We start from the raw sequence: 17,218 nt of genomic DNA on the forward strand, positions 1-17,218 counted from the left end.
ACAACAGCTCACCCACCAGTACAAACCAGTTTTGTTGCACTTACGAGTTGAATCCGGGAGCCTCCATCAGATCAAATACTTGATTCTTGATTAAGGATATTAATCGGGATATTTGCGAGGACGTCCTCTTTCTCGAGGTACTGCGCTTGTTCCGTGTGTTTTCTCCATTCTCTTCAGGAACCAGTATCTGCCCACAGGATTGTTTTTTTTCACCGCTTTACGGATTTTAAGTATCTGGGCTGTTTCCGGGTCAATGGATAGGTACTCCTGCCAGTCTTCAATATCAATTTGCACATCAGGTTTGTTGTTCGCGAGGAGATCATACTTTCTGTGGCCCGTGTGAAAACCGGCACTTGACCATCTGTAATCCCATGGATTCAAGGTTATTCCCGCACGGACTGGATTCTGTTCGACGTAACGTATGGCATTGTAGAGGTATGAAGGTCCAAGTGGGCTTGAGTGGAATCTACACTGCCATAGATGTCCCCTCCAGTCATATTGGCTGTTTACGTAATATGCATATTGAGAGTGAGCTTTCCTGAAACAGGAAGCGAAGGATTTCTCCATCTCCGGAATCGCGATCAAATGCACATGATTGCCCATCAGACACCAAGAGAGGAAAGACACGCCATATTCACCAGCAGCATTTCTCAACATTAAGGTATACATGTATCTGTCGGAATCGGAGAAGAAAACAGTCTGATTTCTGTTCCCACGCTGGACGATGTGATGAGGGATTCCCGGTACTACGACTCTTGCTAATCTTGCCATACTAAACATATGTATACTAATCTCAGGTTATCTGTCAACCCCATTACGAAATGGCATTAGATCGAATTATTTGTGGAAATTGAATAAAATCCCTCCGTCCCTATTTTTTGGTATATTTATTTATAAATTTGCATTAAAATCCCTCCGTCCCTATTATTCTTTATTCAGATTGGCTTTAGGAAGTAACGGAGGAGGATGAATTGTTAAGGGTTGAGAATCTCTGCAAAGTATTCAAGAACAAGAAAAAACACAAAGTAGAAACCGTTGAAGCGGTCAAAGATGTCTCTTTCGAATGCAGTCCTGGTGAGATATTCGGATTGCTCGGACCCAACGGAGCCGGGAAGACGACTACACTCAGATGCATATCCACATTGATAAAGCCTACCAGCGGTAACGTATACATAGACCGTTACAATGTGATGGAAAACGAGAAAGCCATCAGATCAAGAATAGGTTTTCTGACTTCGGATATGAAGCTCGATGGATTCTTCACTCCCGATTACATGGTGGATTATTTTGGCGCTCTCAACAAGATGAGCAGAGAGGATATTCAGCGGCGGAAGGAATACCTTTTCAACGAACTGCAAATGACGGATTTCATCCACAAGAAGATAGACAAGCTTTCCACCGGTATGAAACAGAAGACGGCGATTGCCATAAGCCTCATTCATGACCCCGAGGTTATCGTATTCGACGAGCCGACAAACGGGCTTGACGTTATCACATCCAAATCGGTTACGGATTTCCTCGAGAAGTACGCGGAGTCGGGAAAGACGATAGTTATATCCACCCATATAATGAATGTGGCGGAAAAACTCTGCGACAGATTCGGGATACTCGTTGATGGCGAGCTTAAAGAGCTTGGTACGCTTTCTGATATACTTGGGAAGAACTCCTCGGACAACCTTGAGGATGTATTCTTCAGCTACATTCTTCCAGGCACAGAGGAGGAGGTGAACCATGCTTAGCGACAGCCTTATCATTCTGAAAAAAGAACTGAAGCGAATATTTACCGACAGGCGGATGGTCGCCATGCTGGTGCTTCTGCCTCTTCTCATGCTTCCCGCGATGTACTCGGTAATGGCTAAGATGGGTCAGGCCAGGGATTCGGATATTGCGTCATTCACTTCATCTATCTGCATTTACGAAGGAGCCGGTAACGAAGACGTCATGGGGCAGTTCATAGAAGTGATCTCCGAAATAAACACAAGTCTGGAACTGGTGCAGTTTGAGGAGCTTGATGCCGTAAAGCAAGCCATAACCGACAAAGATAAAGAGCTTCTTCTTGTAATGCCCGACAATTTCCATGAGAGCCTTGCCGCATGCAGTACTTTCGATATCGCTATCTACTTCAATTCCACCGCGGATTACTCCGAGTACGCTTACAATGAAGTTAGCGAAGTTCTGACCGTACTCAGCGGAGATATAATCAGAGAGAGAATTCTGGAAAGGGATATGTCAGAGGAGATTCTGAGCGTATTCACCGTAAACGAGGCTTTGATAGGGTACGATCTCGCGAAAGAAGGCAGCGTGATGGGGAAGATAATCAGTATTCTTCTTCCATTCTTCATAATCATCTACCTCTTTGCAAATTCCATGAAAGTAGGGCTCGATACGGTTGCCGGGGAGAAGGAGAGAGGAACTCTTGCAGTGATCCTGGTTAACCAGGTCGACAGGCTTTCAATAGTTATAGGAAAAATGATGTCCGTGATGGTTGCCGCTATTGTCGGAGCGGCAAGTTCGGTGATCGGTCTTATCATCGCTTCAAGATATTTAATGGTAATGATCGGCGCATCCGGCGCTGCCATCTCAAGCTACAGTATGAGTTCGATTCATATCCTTCAGTTTACGATTGTTGTAATCCCTCTGGCTGTTCTTGTGGCAAGCATGGTTCTCATCGTATCAACTTTCGCGAGGAATACAAAAGAGGGTAATGGAATGATCATGCCCGTTTACTTCGTTGTGATGATAATGGGAATGGCGACCATGCAGACAGGAGATGTTCCTCCGAAGTGGATGATATCAGCACCTGTTTTCAACTCCCTGCTTGTTCTCAAGGATATACTCATGAAGGATGCGGCCTGGGGCACCATTTTAACGGCTTCACTTTCCAGTGTTGTTCTTTCCGCTATTCTTATTTACCTGACTCTGAAGATGTTCAGCAGCGAGAAGATCCTTTTCAGGATCTAACGTGTACCCCCTGGAATGTTCGGGCAGTGGTGAAAACACTGCCTGGAGATTCAAATAAATCAATTCAGGAGAATTAATTTGCCTGTCTCGATTGAGGAACCGCATTCAACACGGTACATATACATTCCTCTGGATACTGGTTTATCTCTTTCATCGGTACCATCCCAGATCACGGAATGCTGGTGCGCTGAGATATACCAGAGAATCTTCATTCTCAGAAACCCCTTTTCCGAGTCCTGTTAATTGTGTTCACTCATTCAGACATCAATATACATCCGCAACGGATATTCCGGGTATTGACGGTTCTTGACGACCATGCCTTGATTCTACATCTAATAAACTCAATGAAACGAATCTCAGATTATCCTGATTGAAGGGAAATACAGACGAATGATCCGCCTTGAAAGCCTGTACACACTTATTGAGAGCAGCTTCGATTTTCTTCTGGTTATTGACGCAAACGAGAGTATAATTTACGTAAGCCCGTTGCTTAAAAGAACCTGTTGTCCGGGAAACAGCGATGATTCCAGAAAACACCTGGATAGTATTCTTGATCAGGAATCCCTTCAATCCTTCCGAAATGCCATGGAACAGATGCATGAAGGATCAAGGGGTGTCATAGCGCTGTTTACCGCACAAATGGATAAAGCATCCCCTTTACCCATGAAGGTTGGTTATATAGAAAGTGTTCATGGAGGTATCTATCTTTTCTTCGGATCCAGGATTGATAGCCTGCACAGGATCAGGGATTGGGAAAAGGAGGAACGGGTAAAGGAACTCTCCTGCCTTTATTCGGTTGCCGAATGGATAGATGTTTCAGTCTCTATAAAGGAATTTTTCACAAAACTGCCCGAATACCTCTCAAGGGGCATGCGCTCGCCGGATGAAGCTGTCGTATTCTCTATTTATCAGGGGGAAGAGTATGGCCAGAAGCCCTCGGAAAATGATTATATCAATGTTGATCTCATAGTAGACGATGAACATAAAGGTGAAATCATGGTGGGATACATCAGTGGAACCAACGAACTTCTTCCTGAAGAGCAGCAAATGCTCAACGAAATTGGGAGAATGTTGAGTATTGCCCTGGAGCGTAAGGAGCTTTCTGAAAAGATGGCTCTTAATGAGGAGGAAGAGGAAGATCTGAATAACCGTCTGAGCAAACTGGAAGCGGAAATCAATGAACGGGCAAAGGAACTGGAGGAACAGAAACAGAAACTCAGCACAGCCGACTCCTACCTGAACAGGGTCAACAGAAGCTGGGAGGAAACCAGAAGCCGTCTTGAAACCATGTTTCAGGCTATTCCTGGTGAGGTCATGCTCATAGACCTCAACAGGAATGTTGTCATGAGTAATAAAGATGAAATTGAACCCGGTGATAAGTGCTACAGAACATATTTCAACCGTGATACACCATGCAGGGATTGCAGGCTGGGAAAGATCAGGCGTGATAAAACACCCATAACGATTACGATGAGGAACGGGGAAAGGTTCCTGGAAGTTAATACGCTCCCTGTGTACAACCAGGAGGAGGAAGTTGAAGGGATACTGGAGTTTTACAGGGATGTTACCCTTGAGAAAACGTACGAACAGCAGCTCCAGCAGGCGGACAAGTTGGCTTCGCTTGGGCAGCTGGTCAGTGGCATCGGTCATGAAATAAATAATCCAAACCAGTTCATAAGAGGAAATATCAAGATAATCAGACAGGCGATAACGGACATGCTGCCAATAATTGATGATTTCAAGAAGGATCATCCCGATCTTAAAATTGCCCGTCTCAAGTACGATTTCTTCCGGGAACATGTCATGACACTCATCGATGATATGTCTCACGGTTCCGAGCGGATAAAGGGAATCGTAGAGGGTCTTCGTGGTTTCGCCAGGAAGGACGAGGGTCTCCTGGTGGATACAGTCGATGTCAATACTCTTATTGAAGCCACTACGAGGCTGGTGAAGAATGAAGTACACAAGCATGCTGAGATTGTGCTTGAACTTGGAAACGATGTGAAAAAATTCACCGGGAATTCGCAGAAAATAGAGCAGATATTCGTTAATCTAATTGTAAACGCCGCGCAGGCAATTCCCGATGATAAAAAAGGTCTTATCACGGTTCGGACGTACATGGATAACAGTGATAGCATAGTAATAGAGATAGAGGATAACGGAAAGGGAATGGATGAAAAGACTCAGAAGCAAATTTTCGACCCGTTCTTCACCACAAAAAGGGCAAAAGGGGGCACCGGCCTGGGTCTTGCTATTGCCTTCCGGATAGTGGAGGAACATAAAGGAACGGTTTCAGTAAGCAGCACACCCGGTGTTGGCACGAAATTCATGATCAAGATTCCCGTAAAGGAAGATAAATCGAAGGACGGGAAGGTGAATAAATGAAGAAAGTACTCATTGTAGACGATGATGTTGCCGTAACCAATTATTTCATGGTCTTCCTGATGCAGACAGAGATATTTGAACCCACCGTTATTAACGATTCAAGACAGGTTGAAGAATTACTCGAGAAAGAACATTTCGATGTGATCATGCTGGACCTCGATATGCCCAATGTCACCGGTATGGATATACTGGGAATGATGAACACGAAAGGAATAAAAATCCCGGTACTTATACTCACCGGAGTTAATGATGTCGAATTGGCGGTGAAGAGCATGAAGAGGGGAGCATTTGACTATCTGACAAAACCTGTGGATGATGAATACCTTCTGGAAGTCCTGAATAATGCCATGGAACACGGAGCCGTCCACAGTACGATTAATAGTTTGCCTCAGACTCTATCCAGGGATGACCTGGATAATAAGGCGGCTTTCGAACATCTGCCTACGCAGGACCCTGCGGTCATCCACCTTTTTCACCAGGCGGAGCAGATGGCGGAAGGAGACCTGAGTGTATTCATCTGGGGTGAAAGGGGTACAGGTAAGGAATCGCTGGCCAGAGCGATTCATAATGCGTCCCCAAGGGTTGATAGACCTTTCGTTGCCGTAGACAGCGCTTCGCATTCCCCGGAAGAGTTCTCATCAGAGCTATTCGGCAGGGTCAGGGACTGGAGCGGGAAGAGCAAAGAGATGTCTGGTTTTCTGGAAACCGCTTCGGGAGGAACTCTCTTTATCGATAATATCGAGAATATGAGCCTTCCAGTTCAGGTCAGGCTGAAAAGAGTTATACAGACAAACGAGTACTACAGAGACAATTCCACTGAGATCATGAGAAGTGATGTAAGGTTCATAGTCGCTTCCACACAAGATCTTACAAGCTCCAGATACCGTGAATCCTTCTCAAGGGATCTTCTTTATCACCTTATGGTAAATTCTATCCGTATTCTTCCACTGAGGGACAGGGCTGATGATATCCCTCTTCTTGCCGAGTATTTCCTGAAGGAGGAAGTGGAAAGGACAGGAAAGCAAATCACCGGATTTTCCGATGAACTCCTTGAGCTTTTAAGGCAGTACAATTATCCCGATAATGTTCAGGAACTGAAGAACATCATAGCCTATGCAGTTGTGAACACTGACAGCGATATGTTAAGCATAGAATCACTATCACCGTATGTCCGTGAGAGAATAATTCCTGGTGAAATGTCAGGGGATTTCATCTCCATGAAGCTTCAAAACAAGATTGCCGATTATGTAAAGGAAACCGTGGAGTACTGCGGAGGGGACAGAAAGAATGCCGCTAGACTGCTTGATATTGATATTGATAGACTGGATAAGCTGATGGAAGACAACCTTTGACGAACATGATTGGAAACATATTTCCATGTTAAGGGTTGTTGGCTTACATCCCGTGACTCCGGTATTTTTCTTCCATGTATAAAATATCCGCTGATTCAATTAGAAAAAGAGCGCTTGGAAAAGCGTTCTTCATACACATTCCTGAATTCTTCATAATGGGAATCCAGCAACCTGAATAAAGGACCCGGATTCAAGTTCTAAGTGCAACAGTTAACCTTTCAATTGTGTTGAAGAATACTTCATTGGGTGTTTTGAAGGCAAGTTTCTTTAGGCTTTCAATAGTTATAGGAAAAATGATGTCCGTGATGATTGCCGCTATTCTCATTTACCTGACTCTGAAGATGTTCAGCAGCGAGAAGATCCTTTTCAGGATATAAGGTATCCTCCTGAAACGATGAAATCGGCTCCATTTCCATCAACCTGTGATGGAACGGGGTCTTTTGAAACATTCATTACCGCTTCAGGCAGCAGGTGCAGATCCGCTTGATCCAGGATTTCTGTTGCAATTCTTCCATACATAGGTTCAAGGAGATAGGGTTCCTCGGGGAAGGATCCTCTCCTCATAAGAACGCATGGTTTCCCAAGGGCCAGTATCTGAGATACTATTCCGTAACCTGACTTCGAAATTACAACGTCAGCTGCGGCCATCAGATCGGAAAATGTAATCCCCATGGATGACAGTCTTTCCGGGGAGATATTCAGTATCCCTTCAGATATTGGTTCAGGGGCTGAAGATATCAGAATGAAATCATCAGGTTTTTTTATTGTTTCGGTTGAAGGCAGTTCCCTTAGAGCTACCAGACAGATTTTTCCCTCCGGCAGAACGCTTCGTGCCTTTTCTGAATTACCGTCAGATCCACTCCTCAGAAGCGGAATATCAACGGTCTCATGAAATGGGCTGGTTCGGGGGCCCATTGGAAGCCTGAGGTAAGTACCCCAACTGTACATTTCGCCTATTCTCAGGATATCTTCCCGGATATCCGGAAACAGTTCAGCCATGATCCAGTCCCATGTGAAATTGCCTATTCCCAGAGCGGGAATTGATCTTTCAGAAGCAGCGGCAACCGGCAATGGATCAATATCTGTGATAACGATATCCGGTTTAATTTCGTCCTGGAAAGCAATCTCTTCACTCAACAAAGGAGAATACGAAACAAGAAAACCTGAGAGATTTGCCAGCGTTGCTTCGTTGTCGATATTACCGTGAGTTTCAATTGCTACCGGTGAAGGGGAGCCACGGCGGATATCATCGATCCCTGAATCTTTCCAGAACCATCGGGGGACATTTGAAGCTACGGTTATGCTGGTATCAGGATGCTTCTGTCTGTAGACACTTATCAGCTCACGCTGTCTTGCGGCGTGACCCCATCCGTGTGATGAGATATGCCAGAGAATCTTCATATTCAGAAAATTTGCTCCTCTACGATGATTCCATGGATTTCTCCGGGCAGAAGCAGAAACACTGCCCGGAGATTCAAATCAATCAGTTCAGAAGAATGAGTTTGCCTGTCGCGATTGAGGAACCGCATTCAACTCGGTACATGTACATTCCCCTGGATACAGGCACGCCTCTTTCATCGGTACCATCCCAGATCACGGAATGCTGTTGCGCTGAATGATTACCGTCTGCGAGAGTTCTTACGATGCGGCCTGACATATCAAAGACATTGATGTTGACATTTGCCTCTGCCGGTACGCTATACTGTATCACTACTGAGCCGAAGAATGGATTCGGCGAGATCGCGCACTGAAGAACATTTCCGATATCTGAAGAATGCGACGAGGATATTCCGGTTGTTCCGGGATCGAAAGAGGATAATCCGCTGTCATCCGTTCCGAACCAGACAACTTCCCCTTCTCCCATGCCGGCCGCGTTTACTTCGTTGTCCGCGAGGCCTTCCGTCTGTGAGTAGGAGGTCCATCCTGCTCCATTCTCATAACTGGCAGCGCCATCCAGAGTTGAAATCCATACGATCCCCGAATCGGAGACACAAATATCGGTTACGTAGTTATCCGGCAGACCGTCGGCTGTTGTATAATTCGTCCACGTTCCGCTGGAGAAATGACTTACGCCGCCCATTGTCGCTATCCACTTGCCATCGAATTCATCAAATGCTATGGCCTGGACATGATCTTCAATAAGGCCGCTGTTGCCAGTATGATAGTCTGTCCAGTTTGAGGGATAATGGAACTTGCTTATACCCTCTTCGGTTCCTATCCAGAGAGTATCCGCGTTATCAACATAGACCTGCAGGCCGTCATCGTCGATTAGACCACTGTTCTGAAGATAGTAATTGGTCCATGAAGATCCGTCGAATCTGGAAAGGGCTCCGTCCTGGCCACCCGGACCACTCCAGCCTGAGGTTCCGAACCAGAGGTTTCCGTAGCTGTCGGATGCTGCTGACAGCACAATATCTCCCAGAAGATCGGAGTTACCGGTATTGTAGTTAGTCCAGGTTGTTCCGTCGTACTTCCATACCCCCATAAACTGAGAACCTGCCCAAAGTACGTTATCTGCAATATGAACGTCGTTGATGTTGTTATCTACTAGACCGCAGTTATCTGACGTGTAGCATGACCATGCGCTTCCATCGTACAATGCGATACCGCTGTGATCTGTTCCGAAATATAGAGAGACATCTGAAGTTCCGACATCTCCGTACTCTATTGAAGTAAAATAGTTGGTATGCGGTTCGTTAGATGTTTCAAGGTATTGCCATGTGGATGTTCCATCGTAACCTGCGGTTCCGTAATACGCTGTACCGAACCATGTCACTCCGCCAGCGTTGGCAATCGAATAAACGTAGGGATCGGGAAGTCCGGAGTTCGCCGGGGTCAGAATGTCCCATGAACCATTATCGTATCTGGCAACACCGGCGGTTGTGGGTGTTGGAGACGCCGGATGGTTAGAAATCCATACTGTGGAATCAGGCTCGACCTCGAATGCCTCGATATTGTTTCCCAGAAGGGAGCTGTTGCCGTTATCGTAATGAGTCCAGGAAGTGCCGTTGTAAAGGAACACATAATTCGTCCAGCTTCCTGCCCAGACACTATCCCTGCCATCTACCGTAAGTGAAAGAAAATACTGCCCGATACTGCTGCCCGGGTCCGGATTATGGTATGTCCAGGAAGTGCCGTCGTACATCGATACTCCGCCCGGGTCGCCGTAGTTGTCGGGATTGTTTGCGGTCCAGATATGGTTCTGCGAGTCGACTCCCATTCCGCGGACAGCAATGTTTGTTGCTCCTCCGCCGAGATCGGTGAAAACTTCCATTGTTGTTCCGGTTAATTTAGCGCAGCCGTGTCCGGTTCCAAACCACATGGACGTGCCCTGATCCTGTACGATGCAGTAGACTCTGTTATCGGGCAGAAGGGAATTATCAGTGTTGTATACTGTCCATGTGCTGCCATCGTAACACTGTACACCCTCGGTTGTTCCGAACCAGATGTTTCCCGAATTGTCAATAAAGACTTCTTTAACATTCTGATCCGCAAGCCCTTCTGTGGTAGTGAACTTCTGATATGTCTGTGCAGAAATGTTCCAGAGGAGAGCTCCGCCTCTGGTCCCGGCCCAGAGATCGTTGCCGTCGACTGCCAGCCCGCTTACAAAGCCGGCTTCCGTATATGTTGTCCAGGTTCCCGCAAAACATGTGCCTGAAAGCAATGTCGCCGCAAACAGGATAAGTGAAAAGCCTATGATGTTTTTTCTGCAATTCTCCATATGTATCCTTTCTTGATATACTCAATAGAACATTACTAAAAATTGTACCATTCATTTCAATTCGCAAGTATACTGCGAGACACACAAACTATCCAATATTGAAACTCATCTGTTTCATCAATAGAGTCTTTTCTTACCTGTTGTTGCCTGCCGTAGATTGATTCTTGTATTTTTCTCTCATGTATAAAATATCCGCTGATTCAATTAGAAAAATAGAACCTCTGATTCTACTGGCCATTATGCTGCTTGCTTTAATGGTGCGCCTTCCTGTGCTTATCAGGAATCCTGTTCCGGCGGGAGACGGTATAGCATCCAATCTGGAAGTTGCAGTTAACCTCCGGGAGGAATGTGGCTTCTCCACTATGCGGAAATGGACCCTTTACAACGATTCCATGGATAATGTAAGGCCCGAGGGCAACAGGCAGCCTGCTATGGCGGTTTTTCTATATGTCCTTTTTATGATAACCGGTCCGGGGTTCACTGCGGCACAGGTACTGTCCCTCTTCATTGGAACCGTATGTCTGCTGACGTGCTGGTTATGGATAAGAAGGAATTTTGGAATTATTCCGGCATTGTTCTCAGTACTGGTACTGTCAATAACCCCATTGTTCGTCTGGTATTCAACCCAGCCGGATAGTCTTCTTCTGTTTACCACACTGTTTTTTGTGACACTTGTTGTGGCGGATACGGAAACACTCAGCTTCAGAAGGATAATTGTTCTGGGAATTCTATCCGGACTGGCCTACCTGACCAGAACGCAGGGCATGCTTCTTGCGTTTTCAATTGGAGTCTGGGTGCTTGTCAGGGGAAGAGAAAAAAGGATATTGAAAATTCTTCTGTTCGTTCTTGTATTTATCCTTACATGCATGCCCTGGTTTATTCGTAATTATGAAGCCTTTGGTTCTCCCACATTTACCCAGAACGGCCAGTTCCTGCTGAATGAGAATCACGGTGCTGCCTACGAAGTCAGGGAAAACGCTCCCGGCCCCACTGATATGTTTCGCAATCAGGGGCCTGCAGCTGTTCTTGTCTATATAATCAAGGGGACATTGAGGGTGATGGAACCTGTGACAACCGGTTCACTGCACAGAGGAGAGAATTTCGGACAACCCTCTATGGTTGGTTTTGCTGTTCTTGCACTGCTGGCTCTCTCATCCTCATCAATTCGCAGAAAGATGCTTCTGCCCCTGATTGCGGCCCTTCCTGTCATGGCAGTTCTTACTCTTCATGAACACAGCGGGAGATACCTGGCTTTTTTCATAGTTATCGTTACCGGATTGGGCTCGGCGGGACTCATGAGGCTGCTGAAGCTTGCCGGAAAGAAAGCAACGGTTATCGCCGGAATCCTCCTTCTGCTGCCCTTTGTACTGCCACTGGGACGCCTTCTTGCTGTGGATTCTACTGAAAGAGCAGCAGAAGCTCAGGAAATATCACAATGGTTAACAACAATCTCTTCCGAGGATGACTGGGTTGTTACGTATCCCAGCGTGGAGTTGTTCATCTGGCAGTATCGACGCCCCACGCTTACGATGCCCAACGATTACCAGATGCTTCTCTGGCCCTGCCTGGAAAAACATGAGGTAAGGTATATTGTTGTGGACAGTTACCTTCCGGTTATGAGACCTCACCTTTCGGAGAGATGGGTACGATCACCGGGCGGTGGCTGGGCAATCACCGATCCTCCCGCATTCCTCACGGAGGTTTACAGAAGCGCTTCGGGAGAATCCATTGTGTACGAAATGACAGGACAGGTTCCCGAAGGGTTCATGCATGTGGATACGCTGCCCAGGGATAATATGCGGGCATTGTCTTCGGGTGGCATACCTCGCTGATTAATCCTGTGTTATTCAAGCAGAGTGAACTTAACGGTTTCCGTTCCGTGGAGACCTGAAGCCCTTACAATGTAAACCCCGCTTACCGCATTTCCCGGAACCCAGCTTATGCGGTGGGATCCCTGATTGAATTCCTCATCAGCGATTGTCTCAAGTAGACGTCCTGATATACCGTAAACGGATACATTTACCCTGCATTCCCGCATGACCGTTATGTTAACATCAAGACAATCCGAAACCGGATTTACCGGGCATGAAAGGATCAGAAAGGAAGTATTTTCATCAGATGATGATTCACCTTCAACTGACAGCAATCCTTCACCGATGTCAAGTATAATTCCCTCAATGATATTCAAGCTGTAAGGCATTCCTGACAGAGGGAACTGATACCAGCCGTTGTAACTTCCACCCCAGCCGAAATTCAGGTGATAGAATTCATCGGTGTTGTAGCCATCGATGATAAGATTATGGCCGCAGGTCGGTGGCTCCGCGTCCACAACGGCAAGATGAGCCGGCATGGCGCCTATCATATTTTCCGATAGCCTCTCGTAAAGGCTGTCTGAAGATGCTTCGAGAAGACTGCAGCTGGTGAAGTTGAACTTCAGGTAGGCATCGTAGGCCTGGCCAACCCCGTAAGTACCGGAGCCGGATGCGGAATAAACCTGTTTGCACGCCGCGCCGCAGGCGTATACAAGAGCAGCTTTATCTGAAGAAGTAATTGTTTCATGGTTTATATAGTGGTTTTCCAGTGTATCCAGATATACGTTCAACTCGGGCCAGGAAGGGAAATCGTGGGCTATGTGATCATCGTCTATCCAGTAATTCTCATAGTAATTATGTTGATAATCGTCAGCGTCACTGAACTGTGTACCTTTTGTTGTTTCCTCAAAATTCAGAATTGATGCCATAGCAACTGCGGGACAACCGGCAAGACTTCTGGAACTTGAAGTCAGATCCATGGGGCAATAGTTATTATAGGGCGCACTCTGAGTCCAGTTTTCCATGAGCCATCCTTCTGTGGGGGTAGTTCCCGCAGGAGGCCACTGTTCTCTAAGATGGTCGGACAACAGCACATATTTACCAGAGGAATACTCTTCCCACCATGTACGATGCAGCTGAAGCAGTTCCGAAGGAGCATCATGCAGGGATGATAGCCTCAGTTCCATATCCGTTTTTATCATGTCAAGAAGAACACTGTTCTCCTCACCTTCAACCCTGCAGTTGTTAGAATAGGAAAAAGCTATCACGGGAGGCAGCTCGTTATCGGCAGATGTTACTATATATCCCGCAGGGCTCAGTTCGAAGGCGAACGCCAGAGTCTCGTTTCCCTGACCTCCTTCAAGAACGATGCAGTCAGCAATTGAGAAATCAGCATCCTGTCCGTCACGGATCAGTTTCGATTTGATAACGTTCAGGGCTTCGTACCGGTCAACCGGTATTGCGTTCAGAACACCGAAGAGAAACAGGGGAATGGACATGAATACGATGGTAAACCTCATTTAAGCCTCCTGTGTTGATTCGGTTCCAGATTATTTCGGATGGAATATAGACGAAAATGTGTTTCAGCCAAAATCTGAAGCTGCAGTGATTCCTCATAAGGATTCTGGCAGGTACTGAGTATGTAGTATATATTTCCATTAAGCGCCTCGTTACAGCCAGTTGTTGAACTAAAAGGATTTATGGCTGCTTTACGGATATTTCAAGGAGTGATGATGTTGAGTACACATTGTAAAAAGTATAGCACAATATGGATGTACATTCTGCCGCTGTTCGTGTGTTCTCAATTAGCGCGAACTAATACAGTTATTGGCACCAGTACGCAATCAACAGCCACTGAAAGATGCAATGCGAGATTGATCGTAGAAGACCTTACAGGTACTTTCCATGTGGTTTATTACGACAATGGAGTATATCATACATATTTGAACGATGGCGCTGATACCTGGTCAGATCCATATTTGATCGAGAGCATAGCCAGAAATCCATCAATTGCAATAGACTCCGAAAATCAGCTGCACCTTGTTTACAAAAAAGGAGGTGTCTCAGCTTACGATATCGTTCAACGGATCTACAGCGGTGGAGCATGGAGCGGCGAAACCCTTGTTCATCATTCAGCTTTTGAGGTATCCCGCCCTGTTCTGGCTGTTGATACAGGGGATAACCTGCATTGTGTCTGGCAAAGAGCGGGAGGCGGATCAACGCCGAATTCAGAAATCTATTACAGTAAGTGCACGTCAGGAAGCGGCTGGGGCAGCGCTTACTGTGTAAGTCAGTCTTACGGCGCTTCGGAGTATCCAACATTGACGATGGATTGGAATAATAACGTTTACGTTTTCTGGAAAGACTCGGGCGAGGATATCAGCAGTCCGAAAAAGGTGCTGATGAGGAAGTATACGGTTGGATCTGGCTGGGACACGGATTATACGATTGTTGCAATGACCAGTGCCGGAGATAATTGGGCTACAATGGATCCCTGCGCTGTTTGCGATTCCGATAATAACATCCATCTTGTATGGGCCGATTCGCACAGTGGTAACAAGGAGGTTTATTACAAGCAGTTACCGAGCGGAAGCACAACGAATATCAGCAACACATCGTACAGATCTTCGCGTCCCACAATAAGCATTGATACTCAGGACAACCTGTATGTGGCCTGGGAAGATAAAATCGATAATATCAGTCATGAAATATTGCTTAGATGGTACGATAACATGTCTTCTGTCTGGTCAGTTTCCATAAATATCAGTAATACTCCCGGTTCCGATTCAAGGCATCCCAATTGCGCGTTGGAAAAGAAGAGTAGCCTGATTTCGATATGGACTGAAGGTAGTAGTCCAAACTACCAGATCATGTTCAACGAAACCGAATATGTTTCAATAGAAACTGAATACGGACATTCTCTTGTTACCGGAAACCGCCTTGCGCAGAACTGTCCAAATCCATTCAATTCCGTAACCACAATAGGATACAATCTGCCCGTTGTAAGTGAGAACATCAATCTGCGAATTTTTGACACTTCCGGCAGACTCGTAAGAACTATTATTGATGAGCCTCTTGATGCAGGATATCATTCAGCGATCTGGGACGGAAAAGATGAAAACAGCCAGGATGTTCCTTACGGGCTGTACATATATATGTTCAAAAGCGCGGGTTACATCGAAACAAGGCAGTGTATTGTATTAAGATAAAGTATCGTTGTAGCATGCCACCTCCAACAGGATCATTTACGGGATCATTTTTTATATTACTTCACTCGGTTTATCAGTATTTGAAAGGGTGGATCTCGTATTCTCTTTGCAAATATTGGAACATAGATCGAAATTGAACGTATATAGCAATAGCAATTCTGTTCCGTGTGACAGATGTGAAATCTGAAAGGGGAGTTTGTATTGAGAAATGTTAAAACTTTAGCAGCTGTTCTTATCACTATAGGACTGCTTCTGTCCGGTTGCATGACTACTACCCAGCTGGCTACTCTCGGAGTGCCTTTGAATTATGCCAGGTCTCCTGTTCTTGATTCCAGGGCTCAATGGAGGACTGTAATACTGCCTCCATCGGCAACTCCTACATGCAGGCTTACCGATGTGAGCGGATTGAGTGATTACGCCGGGATGGCTCTGCTGAGAACGGGTCAATTCTCACTGGTGGACAGATCGGTTATCGATCAGCTTCTACAGGAGCAGGAATTCTCCTATTCCGGTGTGGTTGATCAGGCTACCGCTGTTCAGCTGGGCAAGCTTCTTGGAGCTGAGGCGGTAATGACGATAAATATCGGCCCCATCACGCATGACAGCTTCTGGGACGATGAACCTGCGCAGCGTGATGCAAGCCTTCATGTTAAAATTGTCTCAGTTGAGACTTCAGAGGTGCTCTACACATCCACCGGCGAAGGCACATGCTTTGAAGGAGCCGAAGGGGCTTTGAAAATGGCCCTCGAGGTTTCCCTGATGGGTCTTACACAGCAATAACAAAGGAATGAAAATGAAAAATGCTTATTTGTTTTTACTATCGGTGCTGATTGTTCTTACCGCCTGCGGAACTACAGCAACCAGGCCGACTGGAAATCAGGCTGTTTTGGCGGCATCAGAGACCCTTTTGGAAGAATCAGCTGACCGTACTGCGGTATCTGTCCTGAGCGTGGAACCGGAGCTTCCAACACCGATCCTGCAATGTGCTGTCCCTGGTGATGTTGAGGAAACAGTCATGAGTGGAGAAATTGACTGGTCAGGTAACACTGTCCGGGCAACGGGAACAGGTGTCCTTGATCCGGATAATTCCAATATAGCCCAGGCCAGGCTGATGGCTGAACGGGCTGCTGTGGTTGTCGCTCAGCGCAATCTCCTGGAAACTGTACAAGGGGTTAGAGTTGATTCTGAAACCCGGGTTGTGAATTTCATGACGGACTACGATGTGATCTATACGCGTGTTGAGGGTATTGTCAGGAATTCCCGTCAGGTCGGGCCAGCCAGATACGATTCCCTTGCCGGGATTATTGAAGTTGAACTCGAAATGGAGATACACAGTCCCCAGGGTCTTTCGGGTGCTCTCAGTTCAGTACTTGGCGGCTCCGAAATAACCGACACGCCGATGTCTCCTCAGACGAGAGAATTCCTTGAACAGTACTCCGCACTTGTATTCGATGGCAGTCAGGCGGGGCTTCAGCCTTCGATGTATCCTAAAATCTATGACGCAAACGGCAACCTTCTGTTGGACACCATGGACTACACATCGTACCTCGGTTCCGCGGGTCAGACGGCGATGCAGTTCATTTCAGATCTTGATCATATACTTGCACAGCCGGTTTTCTCACAATCCCCATTGGTGGTTAATGTCCGTCAGGTGACCGGGCAGTTCGGCTCGGATATTGTGCTGGGACAGGAGGAATCTGATACACTTGGCTGGCTGAGAACGGGGCTTCCTTTCCTTATGACCGCAGGTCGTTTTCTTTTGAATGTTCTGTAGCGGGT

13 protein-coding genes are annotated in these 17,218 nt (G+C 46.4%); 8 read left to right on the forward strand and 5 right to left on the reverse strand.

Annotated features, from left to right (window positions below; all coding sequences use genetic code 11):
* Positions 1–99: 99 nt before the first annotated feature.
* Complete coding sequence (locus tag K8S15_11065; GenBank protein MCD4776573.1) at positions 100–771, reverse strand: transposase; 672 nt, start codon at positions 769–771, stop codon at positions 100–102.
* Positions 772–971: 200 nt separating this feature from the next.
* Here K8S15_11065 and K8S15_11070 point away from each other — a divergent pair, with 200 nt between their 5' ends.
* Positions 972–1,739 (forward strand): ABC transporter ATP-binding protein, encoded by a 768-nt coding sequence (locus K8S15_11070; protein MCD4776574.1) that lies wholly within the window; start codon positions 972–974, stop codon positions 1,737–1,739.
* Positions 1,732–2,961 (forward strand): ABC transporter permease subunit, encoded by a 1,230-nt coding sequence (locus K8S15_11075; GenBank protein MCD4776575.1) that lies wholly within the window; start codon positions 1,732–1,734, stop codon positions 2,959–2,961. Before K8S15_11070 ends, K8S15_11075 begins: the two co-directional genes overlap by 8 nt.
* Before the next feature lie 59 nt (positions 2,962–3,020).
* Here the strand turns inward: K8S15_11075 and K8S15_11080 are convergent, their stop codons facing one another.
* On the reverse strand, positions 3,021–3,173 hold the full coding sequence (locus K8S15_11080) for a hypothetical protein (protein MCD4776576.1): 153 nt from the start codon (positions 3,171–3,173) through the stop codon (positions 3,021–3,023).
* Between the two features lie 178 nt (positions 3,174–3,351).
* Here K8S15_11080 and K8S15_11085 point away from each other — a divergent pair, with 178 nt between their 5' ends.
* Positions 3,352–5,346 (forward strand): GHKL domain-containing protein, encoded by a 1,995-nt coding sequence (locus tag K8S15_11085; GenBank protein MCD4776577.1) that lies wholly within the window; start codon positions 3,352–3,354, stop codon positions 5,344–5,346.
* Positions 5,343–6,698: a sigma-54 dependent transcriptional regulator gene (locus K8S15_11090; GenBank protein ID MCD4776578.1), complete on the forward strand. Its 1,356-nt coding sequence runs from the start codon at positions 5,343–5,345 to the stop codon at positions 6,696–6,698. The genes K8S15_11085 and K8S15_11090 overlap by 4 nt, the downstream gene beginning before the upstream one ends.
* 366 nt (positions 6,699–7,064) lie before the next feature.
* On the opposite strand, the gene K8S15_11095 is transcribed toward K8S15_11090, so the two are convergent.
* Positions 7,065–8,099, reverse strand: a complete 1,035-nt coding sequence (locus K8S15_11095) for a hypothetical protein (protein MCD4776579.1) — start codon at positions 8,097–8,099, stop codon at positions 7,065–7,067.
* Between the two features lie 82 nt (positions 8,100–8,181).
* On the reverse strand, positions 8,182–10,419 hold the full coding sequence (locus K8S15_11100; protein ID MCD4776580.1) for a T9SS type A sorting domain-containing protein: 2,238 nt from the start codon (positions 10,417–10,419) through the stop codon (positions 8,182–8,184).
* A gap of 179 nt (positions 10,420–10,598) precedes the next feature.
* Between K8S15_11100 and K8S15_11105 the strand changes: the two genes are divergently transcribed.
* A complete protein-coding gene (locus K8S15_11105) occupies positions 10,599–12,251 on the forward strand; it encodes a glycosyltransferase family 39 protein (GenBank protein ID MCD4776581.1) in 1,653 nt (550 codons plus the stop codon).
* A gap of 11 nt (positions 12,252–12,262) precedes the next feature.
* Here K8S15_11105 and K8S15_11110 read toward each other — a convergent pair whose 3' ends face one another.
* A complete protein-coding gene (locus tag K8S15_11110) occupies positions 12,263–13,750 on the reverse strand; it encodes a C10 family peptidase (GenBank protein ID MCD4776582.1) in 1,488 nt (495 codons plus the stop codon).
* A 354-nt stretch (positions 13,751–14,104) separates the two neighbouring features.
* Between K8S15_11110 and K8S15_11115 the strand changes: the two genes are divergently transcribed.
* The 3 genes from K8S15_11115 (at position 14,105) to K8S15_11125 (ending at position 17,213) form a co-directional block, all read left to right on the forward strand.
* Positions 14,105–15,439, forward strand: coding sequence for a hypothetical protein (locus K8S15_11115; protein ID MCD4776583.1), 1,335 nt, complete (start codon positions 14,105–14,107; stop codon positions 15,437–15,439).
* A 201-nt stretch (positions 15,440–15,640) separates the two neighbouring features.
* Positions 15,641–16,219, forward strand: coding sequence for a CsgG/HfaB family protein (locus K8S15_11120; protein MCD4776584.1), 579 nt, complete (start codon positions 15,641–15,643; stop codon positions 16,217–16,219).
* A gap of 13 nt (positions 16,220–16,232) precedes the next feature.
* Positions 16,233–17,213, forward strand: coding sequence for a hypothetical protein (locus K8S15_11125; protein MCD4776585.1), 981 nt, complete (start codon positions 16,233–16,235; stop codon positions 17,211–17,213).
* The last annotated feature ends 5 nt before the right edge of the window (positions 17,214–17,218 follow it).

This window comes from Candidatus Aegiribacteria sp., from assembly GCA_021108005.1.
In the GTDB taxonomy this organism is placed as follows: domain Bacteria; phylum Fermentibacterota; class Fermentibacteria; order Fermentibacterales; family JCC-6; genus Aegiribacteria.